The sequence below is a fragment of the Pseudovibrio sp. Ad5 genome, assembly GCF_001623095.1.
In the GTDB taxonomy this organism is placed as follows: Bacteria; Pseudomonadota; Alphaproteobacteria; order Rhizobiales; family Stappiaceae; genus Pseudovibrio.
Genome location: NZ_LMCH01000065.1, coordinates 344265 through 363162, shown reverse-complemented (window position 1 = coordinate 363162; position 18898 = coordinate 344265). Strand labels below are relative to the sequence as shown.

Annotated in this window: 12 protein-coding genes; 11 read left to right on the top strand and 1 reads right to left on the bottom strand. The window is 48.6% G+C overall.

Features of this window, described 5'->3' with window-relative positions; all coding sequences use genetic code 11:
* The first annotated feature begins 15 nt into the window (after nucleotides 1-15).
* The 7 genes from napG (at nucleotide 16) to PsAD5_RS24725 (ending at nucleotide 6513) form a co-directional block, all read left to right on the top strand.
* The gene (gene napG, locus PsAD5_RS24755) at nucleotides 16-816 is read left to right on the top strand and encodes a ferredoxin-type protein NapG (RefSeq protein ID WP_057461271.1); all 801 of its coding nucleotides are present in this window, start codon (nucleotides 16-18) and stop codon (nucleotides 814-816) included.
* Entirely contained in the window at nucleotides 813-1742 is a 930-nt protein-coding gene (gene napH / locus PsAD5_RS24750) for a quinol dehydrogenase ferredoxin subunit NapH (RefSeq protein WP_057461272.1), read from the top strand. The genes napG and napH overlap by 4 nt, the downstream gene beginning before the upstream one ends.
* Nucleotides 1739-2182 (top strand): nitrate reductase cytochrome c-type subunit, encoded by a 444-nt coding sequence (locus PsAD5_RS24745; RefSeq protein ID WP_208980620.1) that lies wholly within the window; start codon nucleotides 1739-1741, stop codon nucleotides 2180-2182. Before napH ends, PsAD5_RS24745 begins: the two co-directional genes overlap by 4 nt.
* Nucleotides 2183-2210: 28 nt before the next feature.
* Nucleotides 2211-2855, top strand: a complete 645-nt coding sequence (locus tag PsAD5_RS24740) for a NapC/NirT family cytochrome c (protein WP_057461273.1) — start codon at nucleotides 2211-2213, stop codon at nucleotides 2853-2855.
* 326 nt (nucleotides 2856-3181) lie between these two features.
* Complete coding sequence (locus PsAD5_RS24735) at nucleotides 3182-5263, top strand: TonB-dependent receptor plug domain-containing protein (RefSeq protein WP_063294047.1); 2082 nt, start codon at nucleotides 3182-3184, stop codon at nucleotides 5261-5263.
* A gap of 54 nt (nucleotides 5264-5317) precedes the next feature.
* Nucleotides 5318-5689: a hypothetical protein gene (locus PsAD5_RS24730; protein ID WP_063294046.1), complete on the top strand. Its 372-nt coding sequence runs from the start codon at nucleotides 5318-5320 to the stop codon at nucleotides 5687-5689.
* A gap of 59 nt (nucleotides 5690-5748) precedes the next feature.
* A complete protein-coding gene (locus PsAD5_RS24725; protein ID WP_063294045.1) occupies nucleotides 5749-6513 on the top strand; it encodes an SDR family NAD(P)-dependent oxidoreductase in 765 nt (254 codons plus the stop codon).
* 8 nt (nucleotides 6514-6521) lie between these two features.
* Here the strand turns inward: PsAD5_RS24725 and PsAD5_RS24720 are convergent, their stop codons facing one another.
* Nucleotides 6522-7121, bottom strand: coding sequence for a hypothetical protein (locus PsAD5_RS24720; protein WP_063294044.1), 600 nt, complete (start codon nucleotides 7119-7121; stop codon nucleotides 6522-6524).
* A 1056-nt stretch (nucleotides 7122-8177) separates the two neighbouring features.
* Here PsAD5_RS24720 and PsAD5_RS24715 point away from each other — a divergent pair.
* From PsAD5_RS24715 to PsAD5_RS24700, 4 genes are all read left to right on the top strand, one after another.
* Nucleotides 8178-13010, top strand: coding sequence for a beta strand repeat-containing protein (locus PsAD5_RS24715; RefSeq protein ID WP_063294043.1), 4833 nt, complete (start codon nucleotides 8178-8180; stop codon nucleotides 13008-13010).
* A gap of 78 nt (nucleotides 13011-13088) precedes the next feature.
* A complete protein-coding gene (locus PsAD5_RS24710; protein ID WP_063294042.1) occupies nucleotides 13089-15032 on the top strand; it encodes a hypothetical protein in 1944 nt (647 codons plus the stop codon).
* Between the two features lie 91 nt (nucleotides 15033-15123).
* Complete coding sequence (locus tag PsAD5_RS24705) at nucleotides 15124-16962, top strand: type I secretion system permease/ATPase (protein ID WP_063294112.1); 1839 nt, start codon at nucleotides 15124-15126, stop codon at nucleotides 16960-16962.
* Nucleotides 16963-16990: 28 nt separating this feature from the next.
* Nucleotides 16991-18331, top strand: coding sequence for an HlyD family type I secretion periplasmic adaptor subunit (locus tag PsAD5_RS24700; RefSeq protein ID WP_208988807.1), 1341 nt, complete (start codon nucleotides 16991-16993; stop codon nucleotides 18329-18331).
* The last annotated feature ends 567 nt before the right edge of the window (nucleotides 18332-18898 follow it).

Below are 18898 nucleotides of genomic sequence, written 5' to 3'. Positions count from 1 at the left end.
CAATGGATAAGAACCATGTCTGATCTCAAAAAGACAGGCCTCAGCAGTGCAAAGCGTCGCCAGTTTCTTGGCGACGCGGCCCGCACAGCGTGTGGCTGTGCTGTTGCTGCGACGTTTCTGACGGTCTATCAGGCGCAGGCTAAGGCTTTTCCTGCCGACGCCATCAGACCGCCCGGAGCTCTCTCTGAAGAAGAGTTTTTGAGTGCGTGTGTGCGATGCGGACTGTGTGTTCGCGATTGCCCATATGACACGTTGAAACTCGCCGAGCTTGGTGAAACTGGCCCGGCAACAGGAACGCCATACTTTACAGCCCGCGATGTGCCTTGTGAAATGTGTGAGGATATTCCTTGTGTTGCTGCCTGTCCGACAGGAGCACTAGATCATTCTCTCACCGATATCGACGATGCTGATATGGGTGTGGCTGTTCTGATTGACCAGGAGAACTGCCTTAACTTCCTCGGTTTGCGTTGTGAGGTTTGTTATCGGGTTTGCCCGCTGATTGATGAAGCGATCACACTCGAAATGACACCAAACACGCGGACCGGTAGTCATGCAGTCTTTTCGCCAACAGTCTATGCAGACGTCTGCACGGGTTGCGGCAAATGCGAGCAGTCGTGTGTGTTGCCGGAAGCTGCAATCAAGGTTCTTCCTCGCCGCATTGCCAGAGCTGAGAGTGCTGAGCACTACCGGCTTGGTTGGGAGGAAAAAGCCAAAGCAGGAAATGCGTTGGTTCCCGGTGTGATTGATCTGCCTGATCGTGTGCCGGATGCTGGTGGGTTTGAGCCCGTGTTCCAGCCAGGGAAGGGGCGGCCATGACCACTCATGCATTAGACGCTCATGTACCAAAAGAGAAGAAGAGAAGCTGGGTGCTGCGCAACAGATTTCTGTTGCTCAGACGGAGTTCGCAATTGCTCATTCTGGCTCTGTTCCTCGCAGGGCCGTGGGCAGGCCTTTGGATTGTCAAAGGAACACTGACCTCCAGCATGACGCTGGATATCCTTCCGCTGACAGATCCGTTCCTGCTGCTGCAGACGATGGTGACAGGACATTGGCCTGAACTGACAGGTTTGATTGGTGTTGCCATTGTGGTTGGCTTTTACGCCGTATTTGGCGGCCGGCTGTATTGCTCATGGGTTTGTCCCATGAACGTGGTGACTGATAGCGCCAACTGGTTGCACCGCAAGCTTGATCTGAAAAAAGGATGGCAACCGAAAAAGCACACCCGATATTGGGTGCTGGCCATGACACTGCTGGTTGCTGCCGGATCTGGCTCTCTTGCTTATGAGCTGGTCAATCCCGTGACCTTGCTGCACCGCGGATTGGTGTTCGGCATGGGGTTTGCCTGGGCTGCGGTGTTGATGGTGTTTTTATTCGACACCTTTGTCTCCCGGCATGGTTGGTGTGGGCATCTTTGTCCTATGGGGGCTGTCTATGGGCTGCTCAACACCAAGAGTTTGCTGCGGGTTTCTGCGAAAAACCGGGATGCCTGTGATGACTGTATGGACTGCTTCGAGGTTTGCCCCGAGATCCACGTAATCTCTCCGGCTTTGCGAGGCAAAGGGGATGATACCCCGCTGATTGTAAATCGAGACTGTACGTCTTGTGGTCGCTGTATCGACGTATGCGATCTGGATGTTTTCAGTTTCACCCATCGTTTCGATACTCAACTTATTCAACCTACTTCAATCGAACCGGGCCCCCGCGATCCGGTCACGACCAAAGCTATGGGAGGTCACAAATGAAAACGGGAGTGCCTTGGAAGGCTATCACCATTATGGCGGTTTTGCACCTTACCGGCTTTGCTGCCTTGAGCGCACATGCAGAGGGGGTAAAGTCATTGCGGGGTGTACAGGTTGATGAACCTGTCTTCGTCGAGCCGATTGCTCGCCCGCAAAACACTCGGGTGAACCGTGAGTTCCGTCAGCAACCACCATTGGTGCCACACAAGACTGAGGCTTATCAGGTCGACCTGAAAGTCAACCAGTGTCTGACTTGCCATGACTGGGCTAATGCAGGGGAGAAAAAAGCGCCAACCTTATCCATGACACATTATGCAGACCGTGAAGGACGTCAGCTGGACCGGGTTGCAGGTACACGCTGGTTCTGTACGCAATGCCATGTTCCTCAAGTCGATGCTGATCCGTTGGTGGAGAATGAATTTACTCCGTCAAGCGAACGCTAGATGGCACTTCTGACTGGAGGAAATTAATATGAGCAATCAAGGCGCAATTCCCAGTAAAGATCAGGGACCTGGCTTGTTCAAACGGATCTGGCGGTTTTTGAGACATCCTGCAACGACAATTTCTGCAGGCGCTCTGTTGCTGATTGGCGTTGTTGTCGGTGTGGTTTTTTGGGGTAGTTTCAACTGGTCCATGGAGATGACGAATACCGAAGAATTCTGCATCGGCTGCCATGAGATGGAAGCAAATGTTTATGCGGAGTATACCGAGACGGCCCACTATGCGAATGCATCTGGCGTGCGGGCAACATGCCCGGATTGCCATGTGCCGAAAGAGTGGGTGCATAAGGTGGTTCGCAAAGTACAAGCTTCCAGAGAGCTATATCACAAGGCTCTGGGCACCATTGATAGTCCGGAGAAGTTTGAGGAGAAACGTCTTCAACTGGCGACTAATGTTTGGACTGCAATGAAGAAGACCGATAGTCGCGAGTGCCGTAACTGTCATGAGTTCAACTCTATGGACTTCGTTCTTCAGGAAGGTCGTGCCTCTGCCGCTCACTCTGATGCATTCAAGGAAGGCAAGACCTGTATTGATTGCCACCAGGGCATCGCCCACAGCCTGCCAGCCAATGCGCTGGAAGCTTACAAAGAGAAAGTCTCTGCTGTTTATGACTAGGCATCGCTTAGGCTAGTTGCATAGGGCGCTAGAGTAGTAACCCACCTTTGAGAGTTCTCAAAGGTGGGTTTTTCTTTGCTCCTACCAAAGTAAGTGAGTCGAATCAGCCGTTGACGAAGCTGCTGATTGTCATCTGCCAGAAACTCTTGTCTGTGTGGTTGCTTGATCCAAATCAAATGAAGCAAGGAGAAGCAACCTGAGATGTGTTTAAAATGACACAAATATGAGTATTATATTCATGTATTTTACCTGGGTGGCGCTTTTTACATTGATAGATATCTCAATCCAATAATATGAGTAATTAACTCATATTAAAGGTTGTAGGGATGTCCAAGGGTTTTGTCTCCGGCTTGATGACCGGAATCTGCTATTTCGCACTGCAGTCAGGTGCATATTCTCAGGAGCAAACAGATCCACAAGAGCTCGGGCCAATTGTCGTCACAGCTTCGCGTAGTGAGCAAAGCCTGGATGAGGTAACCCGCTCCGTTGCTGTGGTGGAGAGCGAGCAGATTGAGCGGTCTGTTGCGGATAGCGTAACTGAAGTTCTGCGTGATGTTCCTGGTATCAAGATTATCGATAGCAACGTTGCAGGTATGAAGCGGATCAGCATTCGTGGTGAAGAATCTTCGCGAAATGTTGTGCTCGTAGATGGGCAAGAGATCTCTGATCATACTTCTTATGGTGCTGTATTTCTGATTTCTCCGTCTGATATCGAACGCATAGAGGTGGTGAAGGGCCCGGGCTCGGTCCTGCATGGCTCGAAAGCTATTGGCGGTGTTGTAAATATTATCACTAAGAAGGGTGCCGATCGTGCCGTGCAGGTAGAGGTCGGAACGGCCTTCGATTCCTCTACTGATGGTATTACGGGGTTCAGCTCAGCTGCTGGGACTATTGATCAGTGGGACTATCGGTTTTCTGCTAGCAAATCCAAACATGGTGATCGCGAAACAGCAAATGGCACGCTGGAAGGTAGTGCTTTTGAAAACCAGAGTGTAACGGCCTATTTTGGCTACACTGGCGACCAACACAAACTTAGTATCAAGGCTGAACGATTTGAGCAGGAAAGTGAGGTTTACACTGATCCCGCCGATATCGGGCTCGTGATGCGTCAGTTTGATATGGACTTGCCAAAGCGCGACCGTTCCAAAATTGGCTTATTCTATGACTTTACCGATGTAAATGAGAGCATTGCTAAAATCCATTTGGATGGATACGTCCAGCAGATTGATCGTGTGGCTCTTGTAGACTATGAGCTGGCTCCTCCCCGTCTTGGAGCGCCAGTTATGAAGCGCGAGAATGAGACTCAGAGCAAACTGCTTACATTCGGCTTGAATGGGCAGGTTGATCTAACCCTGTTTGATAACGTATTGACCTCAATCGGCTTTCAGGCTGTCCAGGATCAGTTGGATAAAGATAGCTTTAGTACTGGTACGAATACTATCAGCGTTCCCGGACCTGTCATTCCGGTCAATATCATAGAGCGAGATAAGGCCAAGCTTACGACTTTGTCTGCGTTCCTTCAGAATGAGTGGGATCTGAATGATGATCTTACGCTAACTGCTGGTGGTCGTTATTACTTCGTTGTGAGTGAGAATAAAGGCACTGCAGGTGATCGGGATGAGAGCGATCAGGCATTTGTGGGTGCTTTGGGTCTAAACTATACGGGCTTTGAGAATTTTGCGCTAAGAGCGCATGTGTCTCAGGGATATGTATATCCGACACTCCTCCAAAGCACGTTGGGCTCAGTATTTTCTCCTGCTGGAAAAATCTATGGTAACGCTGACCTTGATCCTGAAACGTCAGTGACCGCAGAGATTGGTGCGCGTTTCGACAGCGGGAATTTGATTGTTGATGCGAGCGCGTTTTATACCGATGCGAAGGACTACATCACATCGGTTGATTGTGATGCAGCAGTTCATGGTTCAAAGTGCACTGCAAACTCAGATATTTACGTGAATATTGATGCGGCTAAGACTTGGGGGCTCGAACTTGCTGCTTCCTATCAGTTTGCTGAGTTGGCGGTCACACCATATGCCAATATCACTTTGATGCGGCGCCAATTTAGTTCCGGAGCAACCAACACCTTTGATACCGACACGCCGTTGGTATCTGGCCGTCTAGGCGTGATGAAGTCCTGGGCCTTTGATAACGGAGTTGAAGCCTATGCGGATCTTTACAGTCGCTTCTCCAGCGAGCATCGGCAGAAGGATGGCAGTGGTATCGATGAAGCGGACGGTTTTGCCACGCTTAACTTGGCAGGTGGCTTTTCCTACGATTTCGATGAAAAGCGCAGGTTAAAAGTGCATGCAGCTGTCGAGAACATCTTTGACCAAGACTATAAACCGTCAGTCGAAGAACTCACTGCACCGGGCCGGGCGTTTAAACTATCTGCGAGTGTCATCTTCTAGTTTTTAAAGCCCTGCCGTAATAGCGGTGGGACTGTATTTAAAGGGTATCATCACATGAAAACCGTGCTTCTCATGTTTTTGCTGAGTTCAGCGGGGCCAAATGGTGAGGTGGGTGCTTCCTACGTTGAGAAAGATAGTGTTGAGGAATGTCAGCAAGGCATTGTCGCGTTGAAGGAAATTTTGGCGGAGCCGCGCTTTAAGATCCATTATGCTGGTTGCCATCAAAGCTCGGCTCAGATCTCTGAGTTTGAACATCCGGGTGCTGATGATGAAGGCGATAAGCCGGAGCTTTTCGTTTATCTCAACAGGATTGAGAAAGGTCAGTTGCTTGTTTCTAAGGCTGGTAGCCTTGCCAGTTGTGAGGCGAGTATAAACAAAAGCGAGAGCTGGTGTGCTGTGAGCACGCAGAAGTTGTTGCGGCAATAGCCAGACCTATGCTTTGCTCCTCCCATGGGAATTCTAATGTTGCTTTGGGGGGAGAGCGAATGACATCTCGAAAAAAGACTGTCTGGATTATTGGGGCAACTTCAGGGATTGGTGAGGAGCTCTGCAAGCTTTACGCAGATGATGGTTGGCAGGTTGTTGCGAGTGGCCGCCGGGTTGATCGACTTGAAGCACTGAAAGAAACATACACATCAGTGACGAGTTTACCGCTTGATGTAACGGATAATGAGCAGATAGCTCAAGCCGCCCACGATTTTGATGAAAATGCCAGCCTACCTGGTTTGACGCTTTATTGCGCCGGTGTTTTTCACATTGGTGGACTTTCTACATTGACCGAGGAAGTCTGCGTCAGTGCGATGGATACAAACTATTTTGGTGCTGTGCGGACCATACATAACTTGTTCCCATTGCTGAAAGAACGCGGCTCCGGGCACGTTGCCATCATTTCCTCGCTTAGTGGGTATGGAGGGCTGCCTTACGCTGCAAGTTATGGCCCTACAAAAGCTGCGCTCATCAATCTTTGTGAGGCGTTGAAACCGAGTTTTGATCGGGCGAACCTCTCTCTTTCAGTCATCAATCCCGGGTTTGTGAAGACCGCGATGACTGAAAGTAGCAAGTTGCCTATGCCCTTTATCGTGAGTGCAGAAGGGGCTGCCAAACGGATCAAGAAAGGCCTTGACCGTAAGAGCTTTGAGATTGCGTTTCCTTTCCCGCTTGTTACGGCTTTGAAACTGCTACGATTTGTCCCTTATTGGGCATATTTCCGACTGGTTGGCCTTACAGCCGGGAAGCACAGTTCTTCATAGAGATAAGATTAGGAAGGTTGGAGATGGGTTGATCTCTGACCTTCCTCGGTTTCTGTTGTATGTGTCATTGCTTGCTGCAGCTCGGGTAGAAATGCCCAGATCTCACGATTGAGTTTCACAAGCTTCTCGATTGCATTTCCCATTTGAGTGATGCGCGCGTCGTCGACTGCCTTGATTTCCCCGAGCTGGATCTGTCCATTCTTGCGTTGAATGCGCATGGAATGGGTGTGGGTGATTTCGCCTTGCTGGTTCTGTTTGAAAGTTGCGTGGCTAAATTCATTTCTTAGCCGGGTACTTTCGTTGAAGATGCGAAGAATGCGGCGCAGCTTCTTTTTGAGAGCAACATTTTTTAGCTTTGCGTCTGCCAGGCGTTCTATCAGTTCCAGCCTTGCCCTCGTTGTGTTGAGAGTGCCGAAGACAAGAGTTGCGGTGAGTTCGTCGGTCTGCATGAGATGCTGCAGGATGTAGATGAACGTGCTCTCATTGTTGGACCAGCTGTAATTGATGTTTCCAATCAAAGCGAACAGGAGGTTTCGCCGCCCAGCCTTGTTGGGGGCAATTCTGTCTAGTTCGTCAAAGTCAGGTGAATGAGAGGTTTGATCGTGCATAAAGCGCGCCTGTCTGAGAATACTCGTTTTGCAGCCTATAATTAGGTTTCTAACGCAAGGGTAGCAAAGCTAAGGCGTTATTTATAGAGCGTGACGGACAGGTTTTGCTTGGCGACTCTTTGATTGAATGTCTGGGGAGTGTTGGTGAAGTAAATGAGGCTTAGTTTCGATGATTCCTGAGATTTAAAGGAGCATAAGCCACAGTGACTGAAGATATTCCTGAATTACCTGTGAAGAAATTTATGCGATCAGGAATGTGGGTTACTGGGCGGATTGTGTCTTTAAATTAGAGTATGGCGTTCTTTTATTAGTCGGCAAAGTTTGGTTATAAACCTATAACTTTTACACTCAAACGGTGTTTTAGCTACCTTGAGAATTCACTGCATATTACATAGGTCACAGAAAACCTATTTCTTGATCAGGTTGCTATGTGATTTAGATGACACTGTCATTATTGAGACCAATAAACACTTCCTTGTTAGGAGTACTTAGTTTTTTTTAGTAATATTTAAAACACTAATTTGCGAATACTAACGTTAACTCACTATTAATATCCTAGATTGTCATAGTAATTATTATCTAGTTCAATTGAATGTATTGTTGATTATTACCAGATATTACTCTTGGTTTGTCTGTTTTTTAGGCCGTGGTATAGCTTCCGCCGCTTCCAAGAGGAATATTCTTTCTTCTTTACTGGAGGTTTTGTTTGGAGGAATGGAGTCTATTCGTTTTAGCAAGGGCATTTAGTTAGTAATTTAGCCAGAATTCCAGAACCAGCGCATATTTTATCGGTTACTTCGTTTTCTGAAGCCGACGTGTTGTTTAGCGTACAGATTTTACATTTGTGCGAGCTGGAATCTTGCGTCCAAATTCGGGGTTATCCGAGTTTACAAGCCATTTGCTTGTTCTGATCTTTGATCAAAAAGCTAAATCGAAAAGACAGCCTTCAAATCATGGAATGAAACATTTTTTCAATCCTCAGGAGAACCTGTGGCAACCAGCTGACGCAAATGATCGGCTTCTTGCAGGGCAGTTCTCCGAATATTTGGAGACGATATGTCTGGTTACAATCCATTTACTGATGGCACTGATACGCGTATCAGTGCGGAACAGGATAACACGCTCGGTGATAAGGATGTCGTAGAGCACAATGGTGATAGTAGCGCTGAAGTGCTTAATGACGGCTCGTTAGACCAAGAGGTCTTAGTGAACCGTGATGATCTGATTGATACAATCGCACAGGCTGGCGATGGCATTCAGGATATTAACGCTGCACTACAGATTGGCGACGACCTGACCATTGATGCGAGCTCTTCCGCTTCAGCTAATGGCCAGGGTGTTGCGCTTGCCTTTGATCAGGGTATCGCGACCGGTGCGAACTTGCAGAGCAACGATGTCTCCGGCAGTGTAACTGGCGGAAACTTTGATGCGTCGACCGTTGGTGGTGACGGCTCTGGTGTCAATGCGCATCAAGCAGGGGCGGCAGCAGCAGATAACGACACGGATACACTGGTTCGTGCGAACCAATCCAACTACGCGAATGACCTTGATACACTCAATAATGTTACCGTCACGAATGATGGTGATGCTGAGCAACGTGTAAAAGTTAAAGGTGGTGATGCTGATTCTGGTAATGGCATCATTGGTGCTGGACCAACTGATATTGCTGGGTCAAATGTTGGCGTTGGTGATGATGAAAGCATCACTGGCTCGACTGCTGCGCAAGCCGATGCGTCTGGTCTTGCGCGTAGCTTCAACCAGACACTGCAAACTGGTAGCAACGAGCAGGGCAACAATGTTGATCTATCGATCACAGGTTCAGATGTAGATGTTTCTGGTGCTGGTGGATCTGGTGCTGAAACTGTTGTCGATGCACCTAATTACACTTCTGGTAACTCAGATACCAACACTCGTGGGCGTGTCACTCAGTCAAATGAACTGAATGATGGCGTTGGTGGTGGCTTCGGTGGCAGCAATATTGACGGTGCTATTGCAAATCCTGAAGTTGCCAATCTTGATGACTCTTTGCAGGTTGTTAAAGCCAAAGCAGGTAATGCATCTAGTGATGATGGCATCAATTCAATTGACCATATCGGATCTTCTGCATCTGTTGGTGGTGACGGAAGCGTAAGCGGTAGTGCTGTCGCATCTGCTTCAGCAAGTGCTGTTGGCGTTGGTTTCCAACAAGACATTTCTGCAGGCAGCAATGCCCAGGGCAACTCTGCAAGTCTTGACATTACAGGTACTGGTGTTGGCCAGGCAACCTCTGGTGAAGATGACGCGACTGCTGGTATTCAGGTCAGTGCCGATTGGAATTCATCTATTAATGAATCTGAAACAGGCACAAATGCTCGGTTTAACCAGTCTAACGAAGCTTACGATGCCGATGCAGTTCTAGAGCCAAGCCTTCATAATGACGGGCATTCCACTCAGAAGATTGAAGCCTACGGTGACGATGCGACCGCTGGTGACGGTATTGACATGAACGGTGGCCGTCTAGGTGCGGAACACGTAGTCGATGATGGTTCCATCACTGGTTCGACGCTTGCCAAGTCTGACGCTTTGGGTGTTGCTGCAAGCTTTGAACAGAAAGTCAGCACTGGTGGTAACTCACAAAGTAATGCCTCCGAGTTAGGTGTAACTGGAGCAAATCAGGTTACTGCTTCTGCTGGTGAGGACGGTGCCACTGCGTCTCTAAATGCTGACAACCCATCAGTTTACGGCGATCACAGAACTGGGACACGCACTGAAAGTAATCAGTCTAACGCGCTTGGCGATAAAGATGAGATAGATGATGCGAATGTGTGGAATGAGCATGACAGTACTCAAACTGTTGATGTAACTGGCGGCATCTCTAATGCTGGTAACGGTGTCTCTTTTAACTCCGGTACTTCTGCAGCCGTGCATAGTAACTTTGACATGAGCGGATCAGCAGCGGCTTCTGCAAATGCTCAAGGTGTCGCACAGTCCTTTACGCAATCATTGACCACAGGCGGAAACGCCCAAGGTAACTCTGCTGAAGTCTCTGTGACTGGCGCAGAAATGACGGCCTCGATTGCTGGTGAAGACAATGCTGGTGCTGCTGCAGGCCCTGTTTCGCTTTTGGCTGGCAGAGGTGACACCAACACAAATACCCGATCCTTTCAGTCTCAAGAAAATGAGATGTACGAAGGCGACACTTTGTTCAGCCCTGATGTCATCAACACTGGTGGAGCAGATGCGGTGCAAACCGTCACAGTTGATGCTGGCAGTGCGACCGCAGGTAACGGTATTGAAGCTCTTGGTGGTAATCTAGGTCCTGATACCGTTGGTGATGATAGCTCCATCTCCGGCAGTGCTTCTGCAAGTGCGAATGGTGTAGGCGCTGCGATCAACTTTGGGCAAACGCTCAAAACTGGTGGCAATGCTCAATCAAACTCTGTCGATGTCGATATTACTGGTGGTAACAAAGCTGTTGCAGCAGCTGGTGAGAGCGGAGCTACTGCTGGGTCTGAGCCGATTGCACCTGTCGATCATGACACCACAACAACCTCGTGGAGTGATCAGAGCAATCAGCTTGGTGATGTTGATGAAATCGAGCATGCGGACGTCACTAACTGGGGCCATAGCACTCAGAGTGTTGATGTAGACGGTGGAACTGCTTCCTCTGGAGCTGGTATTGTTCAGACTGGTAGCAGCTCAACCAACATTGATGGAAATGAGAGCATCTCAGGCTCCAGTTCAGCATCTGCTGACGCGACAGGTGTTGCTCAGTCCTTCACTCAGACGCAGTTGACAGGTGGTAATGCTCAAAGCAACTCTGCATCCGTTTCTGTTACTGGTGCTGATGTGAATGTTGCTTCTGCTGGTCAGGACGACGCGGAAGTAAACGGTACTTGGGTTGGAACTACGAACACCGATAGTTTTTCAGGTGGCCTACAAGGTAACACCGCTTACGATGGCGATACCATCTGGGATAGCGATGTTCGTAACTTCCATGATTCCACTCAAGATGTGACTGCTACTGGTGGAACTGCAACTGCTGGTGATGGCATTGCATCCAGTGGGGATGGTCAAATTGGTGCTCAAGGTGCTCCTGGTGTTGCGGAAGACAGCAGCATAAGTGGCCTTTCCAACGCTGGTGCTGATGCTACGGCTTCTGCAGCATCGTTTGAGCAGGTTCTTAGTTCAGGTAGCAATGGACAGAGCAATTCTTACGATGCAAGCATTGTAGGTGCGAACTCTGGCGTTGCTGCATCTGGCGAAGACAATGCAACACTTGGCCAGTTTGGTCAGGCAGCAGCTGCCGGTCAGTCTGATACCGACACAGCAGCTGGTGCGTGGCAGGAAAACACGCTTGGTGACAAGGATACCATTTCTGATGCTGATGTCGTAAATCGCGACATGGTTGATCAGGATGTCTCTGCTTCAGGCGGAACAGCCACAAGTGGTGCTGGCATCAGTGTTGCCGACTGGGATGGAGATGTTGGAGCTGCGAGTGTTGGAGATGACTCTTCCATCACTGGTGTTACGCAAGCAACTGCGGATGCGTCTGCTTCTGCGTCTTCCATGAACCAGAAGCTGTTTTCTGGTGGTAATGCTCAGAGTAATGATCTTGATCTGAGCGTAACTGGTGGAAGCAGTAATGTTCAGTCTGCCGGCGAAGACTCCAACGTAGCATTTGCATCTGTAACTGGTACTGGTCCAGCTAACAACGGCGGTGTAGATTCAACCGACTCCCTCCTCGGCGGGTATCAGAGCAATACCATTTATGATGGTGACAGTATTTCTGATGCGGATGTTGTTAACTACTCTAATGTTGAGCAGGATGTTACCGCAACAGGTGGTACTGCGAGTGCTGGTGTTGGTTCCGGTGGTATTGATGGCACAGATGTGAAGGGTGCGTTGAACGTTGGTGACAATGCATCTCTCACAGGTAAAGCCTTGTCGTCTGCTGATGCTGTTGCGGAAGCCTCAGCATTCAACCAGGTAATATCTACCGGTGGCAATGCGCAGGTAAACTCTGCAGATGTTGAGATTGTTGGAGACAACAAGAATGTCATCTCCGTTGGTGATGACAGTGAGGGTGGGGCTTCGAACTCAATTCGATCTGGTACCGTTGCTGGCAATGCTGACAGCCTTGCCTTGTTCTCACAAAACAACACTGCTGGTGACAACGACCAGATTGATGAAGCCGATGTCGAAAACTTCGATGAGCTAACTCAGACTGTTACGGCAACTGGTGGTGATGCTGACTCTGGTGACGGTATTACCGATCCAGTGAGTTCGTTCGTTGCTAATGGTTCTGTTGGTGATGACTACACTGTAACTGCGGAAGCTGTTGCTTCTGCGGATGCTACGGCGAAGACATCTGCCTTCAACCAGAGCCTGTACTCAGGTGGTAACAAGCAGGTCAACTCGACTGAGCTGGATGTTACAGGTCAGAACGATACGCTTCTCTTCACAGGAGAAGATGATGGTCTGGGTGCATTGGACATCACACCTTCTGGTAGCCCAGATGTTGGTGGCGGCTTTTTTGGCAATCTGGATGCGAATGGCACTGACACCATCTTCGGTGCTGAGCAAGCAAATGCATTGTATGATCAAGACACGATCACCAATGTTGAAGTTCATAACCATGGAACGCTTGATCAGACTATCGTTGCTGATGGTGGTCAGGCCATGTCTGCGGATGGCATTCACGATGCAGAAAGTCTCTTCGACTTCGGTACTGGTGACGATTACAGCGTGACGGCTTCTACGGCTGCGACTGCTGATGCTCTGGGTGTGGCGAATGCCTTTAACCAGACAATTGTCATGGGTGCGAACGTTCAGGCCAATGCTGTTGATGTCAACGTCGTGGGTGGCTCCTCAACCGTGAACGTGGTTGGCGAAGACGACCTTGCATAATCCAAACTAAACAAGACCTGCGCGGAGTGATCCGCGCAGGTTGTTTTATATATCCATATGAAATTGTTAGGATATTTTATGCTGTCGCAGGCTATAAATGAATTGAGCTGGCACTTTATCGGCTACATGAAGATTTTTGATAGTATCGCTACAGCTGAACAGAGCTTTGACGAAGCACGGTTTGCCCAAGACACTATTGTGATTACTCCGGTGGAAGTGGTTTATTCTCGCGGAGATACCACAGACCTTCCCTATGAAAAGTTCTACAGTCTTCCATCGCTTTTGCCAGAAATTAGCGCGCTGTCACAAGCCCGTCTCCCATATTCGGTTGAGACGCTCGTAAATGCTTCTGAGTTTGTTCCACCTTCTGAAGTTGTACTGTTTGAAGACGGTACGGGCCCGGAGCTGCCGCAAGGTGGAGATAGCGGTCAATCGCTGGACTACACGTATACTATCACCTTCACTTATCGTGATATTTATGCGCCGGACATTGAAATAAACCTCGCTCAGGAAAACGCCCTGACGGATGATGATTTGCTTTTGTCCAAGAGTGAGTTTGGGGATGATATTCCTGAGTGGAACTCAGATGAAGTGCTGGATCATCTGCTTGATGTTGCGAGTGACATTGAGCTGGATACGCTTGACCAGATTTTTGATGATGGTGATGCGCAAAGTGCGGCTGATGCCATTGGCGAAATGCTGGTTCATAGAGCGGAGAATGATGCACCAAATCCTTCTTTTACAAGTGGTGAGAATATTGGTGAACTGCCTGAGGACGAGCAGGCAGAAGACGACACCTCTGAAGATGAACAGAGCGATAGCAGCTATGTAACGACCGGTGACAATGAAGCGGTCAATGTTGCCTCGATTGTAGACCTGAGTGAGTTGAAATGTTCGACTGTCGTGATGGGGGACTACTACGCCACAAACTCGATCATTCAGAGCAACTTATATTATGGTCCTACAGATCAGCCAACGGACACTGTCGTTGGTCAGGGGCTTGATGAAACGATTGTCTTCAATGATGCCAATGTGACTTCTGAAGGTGAGTACATTATTTCCTCCGCAGTTACCTACAACAATCCTGATTACACCATGAGTGTTGATGTTGTTAGCGGCAATTTTTATGACCTGAACATTGTTAATCAGAAAAACTTTCTTTCCGACGACGACTGCGTCTCATACCAGTTGAACAACAGTGGTTACTATGTTCAGACCGGAGATAACACCCAGGTCAACGCGGCGCAGTTGATTGATAACATTCAGAATTACGATGTGATTGTTGTTCTTGGAAACTACTATGACGTCAACTACATCAGTCAGAAAAATATCCTCCTGGATGCCGATTATATTGATGCGACTGGTGCAGCTATCAATGGGACCGGACGGCACAATGTGCTGACCAATGAAGGTACGATTAAGAATATTGGTGGCGGATCGCTGATGAAGCCGATGACCTCTGAGGTGAACGGTTTGGTGGACGCTATTGATGGTCGAGCAGGGGACTACGAGTATACCGCCTCTTCTACCACAGGTGGTTTGCCGATCCTGCCGAGCACTGATCTGAAAGTCCTCTACATCACTGGTGATTATTACCAAATCAATGCGATAGAGCAGATCAATGTTCTCTCAGATGCGGACTATGTGAAGATCCATAAAGAACAAGAGGATGATGGTGTTCTCACGCAGGTTATTAATGGTGAGGTCGTTGAAGATGACCAAGAGGGATATCTGGACACGTCAAGTAACAAGACGAGCAACAAAGCAACCATCATTGATTATGATAGTCAGTCGGGTTTTCAATATTTGGATGGCGAATACTCAGAGGAAGACATTGTTATAAAAGTCAATATCGTTGTCTCTGAAGAAGATGATCTCGAAACAGCATTGAATGGAAATACAGATCTGGTTTCGGAAGTTGTTGCATTTACTGGCAATGACGGTGGTAGCGAAACCGGAACGTCGCCCGCGTTTGTTCCTTATGCGGGTGAGAGTGACATGGTCTCCGATATACTTGTTTGATTTTAATAGGTTTTTATAGAGAGAATATATGTTTAAAGCTCGAGCGACAAAGAACAATAGCCGGCAACGTGGGAGGCAAGCGAGCAAAACATTGCAGGTGGATGGTGTTCAACAAGAGCCTGCACATGGAGAAAAGCTTGCCAGCCAAAAGGGTAATTTCGCCTCCAGGAAGAATGGAGGACCCTATGAAGATATTGATTTTCGCAAGTTGATGCAGAATGGATTGGCGCGTGCCAAGGTAAACCTGCTTTATGTTGGTTTCTTTTCGTTTTGCGCCAGTCTTCTGATCCTGTCTGTTCCAATTTACTTATTTCAGATTTCCGACCGTGTTCTGACGAGCCGGAGTGTTGATACTTTGGTGATGCTGACAGCCATTGTTATCGGGCTTGTGCTTGCACATGTGCTGTTGGATATGTTCCGGCGCTTCATGCTCATGCGGGTTGCTGTGGATGTTGAAACACGCCTTGGTGGGCCTGTTTTGAGTGCCGCGGCGCGAGCGTCTCACAACGGCAGTAGTCAGGAATTTCAGGCTCTTTCCGACCTTCAGCAATTGAGAAGCTTCCTCACTGGTTCAGTTCTTTTAACCATCATGGATGCACCGGTTGCTCCTATATACCTGCTCGTCGTTTATCTGGTTCATCCTCATTTGGGGATGATTGTGACAACGACCATTCTGTTGCTTCTTGTGCTTGCACGGATCAACCAGAAGCTGACAGCTGTACCGTTTGGAAAGGCTAATGCGTTTTCCTCGCGTGCCAATCTGCAAGCTGAAGCAATGGCGCGGAATGCGCAGGTCATGAATGCGATGGGGATGATCCCGGAAGGGGTGATTATCTGGGGTAAAGAGACTGCAGAGTCTTTGAAAGCGCAAATAATGGGACAAGACAGAAACGTCCTGATTTCTGCGATCTCAAAATTCATCCGCCTGTCGACACAGATCACGATGCTGGGATGGGGGGCGTGGCTTGCGCTTTCCAATGAAATAACCGGGGGGATGATTATTGCAGCCTCTATTATTGGTGGTCGTGCGTTGGCTCCGGTTGAAGGCATTATTGATGGTTGGAAGAGCTATGTAGGAGCGAAGAGTGCGTATGGCCGTATTCAGAAATTGCTCCATACTTCGCCCCTGAATGTACATCGGTTGCGCCTGCCGAATCCTGCAGGGCGGTTGAGTGTTGAGCGTTTGTTGTTTGTTCCACCACCCAACAAACGCGTGATCCTAAACGGTATTTCGTTCCAGCTTTCTCCCGGTGAATCGTTGGCGGTGGTTGGTGCTTCGGGATCAGGCAAGAGCACGCTTGGGAAGATGTTGGTTGGTTCCCTTATTCCGACGGCGGGCAATGTGCGTCTTGATATGATGGATTTGCGGAACTGGGATAGCCGGCAGCTGGGCGAAAACATTGGGTATCTGCCACAGGATGTGCAGCTTTTCCCGGGCACAATTAAAGAGAACATTGCTCGCATGAACCGCGAAGCCAAAGATGAAGATGTCTTCAAAGCGGCGCAAATGTCAGACATCCATGAGATGGTTTCGCAGTTTTCGCAGGGTTATGAGACGCAGGTTGCTATGGATGGTGCACCGCTTTCTGGCGGGCAACGTCAGCGTATTGGATTGGCGCGCGCGTTTTACAATAATCCGCGTTTGTTGGTTCTTGATGAGCCTAATTCTAACTTAGATACAATCGGGGAGCAGGCGCTTGCTCAGGCTCTTGAACGTGCAAAGCAAGATGGCATGACTGTTATTGCCATCACGCAACGGCCTGCTTTGCTGCGTTGTGTCGATAAAATCATGATGCTCAAGGATGGGACGGTTGCTGCCTTTGGCAGTCGTGATGAAGTGATGCCATTGATAACTGGTAAGCGGCCCGGCATTCCACAACATCAAAATGCGCCGGGGCATAATCTGCCAGCAGCACAACCAGCTGAATAGTTTAAGCTTTTCTTATTTGGTGATTTTTATGTCTACTAGAGCTCTTATACTTGATGGAAGCTGGTATGAGGATGTGCCTCGCACAACTCGCGCGCCCATACTGGCTAGTTTTATCATTATTGCTTTCACATTTGCCGGATTTGGGTACTGGGCTTCCAGTGCACCGATGGCAGGGGCTGTCGTCGCCTCAGGCTCCTTTGTTGCCACTGGGCAAAATAAGATTGTTCAGCACTTTGAAGGTGGGATAATCAAGGAAATCCTTGTGAAAGAAGGGGATGTGGTGGCTGCCGGCGCAGTGCTGGTGAAACTTGATGAGACAGCAGCTAAAGCTAACCTTGAGCGCTTGTTGATCCGGCAAGCACGCCTTCAAGCTATTCAGGCGCGTTTGACGCAAGAGGCCAAAGGCCAGAAGTCATTGGTGCTGCCGAAGGAACTCTTAAGCACTGCGAAGGATGCTAAGATCAAGAGTATCATTCTGAACCAGTTGCTGACCTTCAAAGCTCGAACCCGAAAACTTCAGAGCGAAATTGATATTTTTGCTCAAGGTATCAAGGCACTAAAGGAGAGAATCCAGGGTGGCCAATCGCAGCTTGTTGCTGTGAAGGAGCAGATGGATCTCTTTCAGGAAGAGTTGGCTTCCAAACAAAAGATCCTCGGAAAAGGCCTCATTCGGAAATCTGACGTACTTCGCATTCAACGCTCACTGGCCAATCTCAAAGGTGAGGAAGGTCGTATCCTTGCTGAAATTGGAGATGCGACTGAGCGTATCGCCAGAGCAAAGGCGCAAATTGTGAGGGCGGAGAATGAGGCCTCGCAAACTGCTGTAGGAGAGCTTCAGGTCGTTAATGCTGATTTGGATGATGTGAGCGAGCAAATACGTGCAGCGCAAGATGTTCTGCAGCGTGTTGAGATTGTAGCGCCAGTTCGCGGGATTGTTGTTCGGATGCGTTATCACACTGCAGGTGGGGTGGTTGAGAGTGGTAAGGATCTAATGGAAATCCTACCTCTGCAGGATGAGCTCATTATTGAAGCGTCGATCCAAACCACCGAGATTGACAACGTGAAAGAAGGGCAGAAGGCAATGGTTCGCCTGACGGCTTTGAACCAGCGGATTACGCCGATGTTGGACGCAAGGGTCGTATACGTATCAGCTGATGCGTTGCGAAGTGAGGATCCAATGAGCGTTTCTGCTGATGTTTATAAGGCGCGTGTGAAGCTGGATCGTGAGAAAATTCCGACATACCTCAACTTCAAAGCAACACCGGGCATGCCGGCAGAGGTGTACATCACAACGAGAGATCGTACCTTCTTCGATTACCTTATGGAGCCTGTTCGTGACAGCATGTCGAGAGCCTTCAGAGAGCCTTGATATTGGTCGAGCTTAATAGCTTGTTGCGTTAAGCTGGTTCAACCATATGAGCTTTTTGCAGTGTGATGTTTCTTGGTATAAGGTCTAATGCTCAGCAACCTCTACTAAGAATGATTCAAAGGAGAATGGCGGGCTATACCTGCTTTTTTTATGAGACTCACTTTTGTTACTGCACTCTTATTTGTTTAATTGTGCAGGCGCACTAGCTTTAAGTGAGTGTATGTGGATCTATATTCACAACTGTTTAGTGCAATTTGAAGAAAATTTTTTATTGTGTTCTCAATGTTTCAGTAACTAATTGGGTAGTCCTTTGATTTACCGTAGAAATCCCTGCAAACTGCCGCTTACGTTAGCTTTATTTTGTTGATGAAGGAAACTAAAGCGTCTGTACACTGGCAGTGGACGACTGATGTATGCCGATAGGTAAATAGAACCACAAGTTTGATACTAGGCATTTAATGATAACTATTTGGCATTTCTTAACACTGTCTCCTTAAGCGAAGATAACCATGGGGTGAATTTGTTCAACTGCTGCGGGTGTTTGTTGCCTTCGGCAGTTAGGCTCGT

Excerpts from the sequence above, each read along its gene's own strand:
- napG (WP_057461271.1), top strand. The coding sequence starts at position 16 with ATGTCTGATCTCAAAAAGACAGGCCTCAGCAGTGCAAAGCGTCGCCAG.
- napH (WP_057461272.1), top strand. The coding sequence starts at position 813 with ATGACCACTCATGCATTAGACGCTCATGTACCAAAAGAGAAGAAGAGA.
- PsAD5_RS24745 (WP_208980620.1), top strand. The coding sequence starts at position 1,739 with ATGAAAACGGGAGTGCCTTGGAAGGCTATCACCATTATGGCGGTTTTG.
- PsAD5_RS24740 (WP_057461273.1), top strand. The coding sequence starts at position 2,211 with ATGAGCAATCAAGGCGCAATTCCCAGTAAAGATCAGGGACCTGGCTTG.
- PsAD5_RS24735 (WP_063294047.1), top strand. The coding sequence starts at position 3,182 with ATGTCCAAGGGTTTTGTCTCCGGCTTGATGACCGGAATCTGCTATTTC.
- PsAD5_RS24730 (WP_063294046.1), top strand. The coding sequence starts at position 5,318 with ATGAAAACCGTGCTTCTCATGTTTTTGCTGAGTTCAGCGGGGCCAAAT.
- PsAD5_RS24725 (WP_063294045.1), top strand. The coding sequence starts at position 5,749 with ATGACATCTCGAAAAAAGACTGTCTGGATTATTGGGGCAACTTCAGGG.
- PsAD5_RS24720 (WP_063294044.1), bottom strand. The coding sequence starts at position 7,121 with ATGCACGATCAAACCTCTCATTCACCTGACTTTGACGAACTAGACAGA.
- PsAD5_RS24715 (WP_063294043.1), top strand. The coding sequence starts at position 8,178 with ATGTCTGGTTACAATCCATTTACTGATGGCACTGATACGCGTATCAGT.
- PsAD5_RS24710 (WP_063294042.1), top strand. The coding sequence starts at position 13,089 with ATGCTGTCGCAGGCTATAAATGAATTGAGCTGGCACTTTATCGGCTAC.
- PsAD5_RS24700 (WP_208988807.1), top strand. The coding sequence starts at position 16,991 with ATGTCTACTAGAGCTCTTATACTTGATGGAAGCTGGTATGAGGATGTG.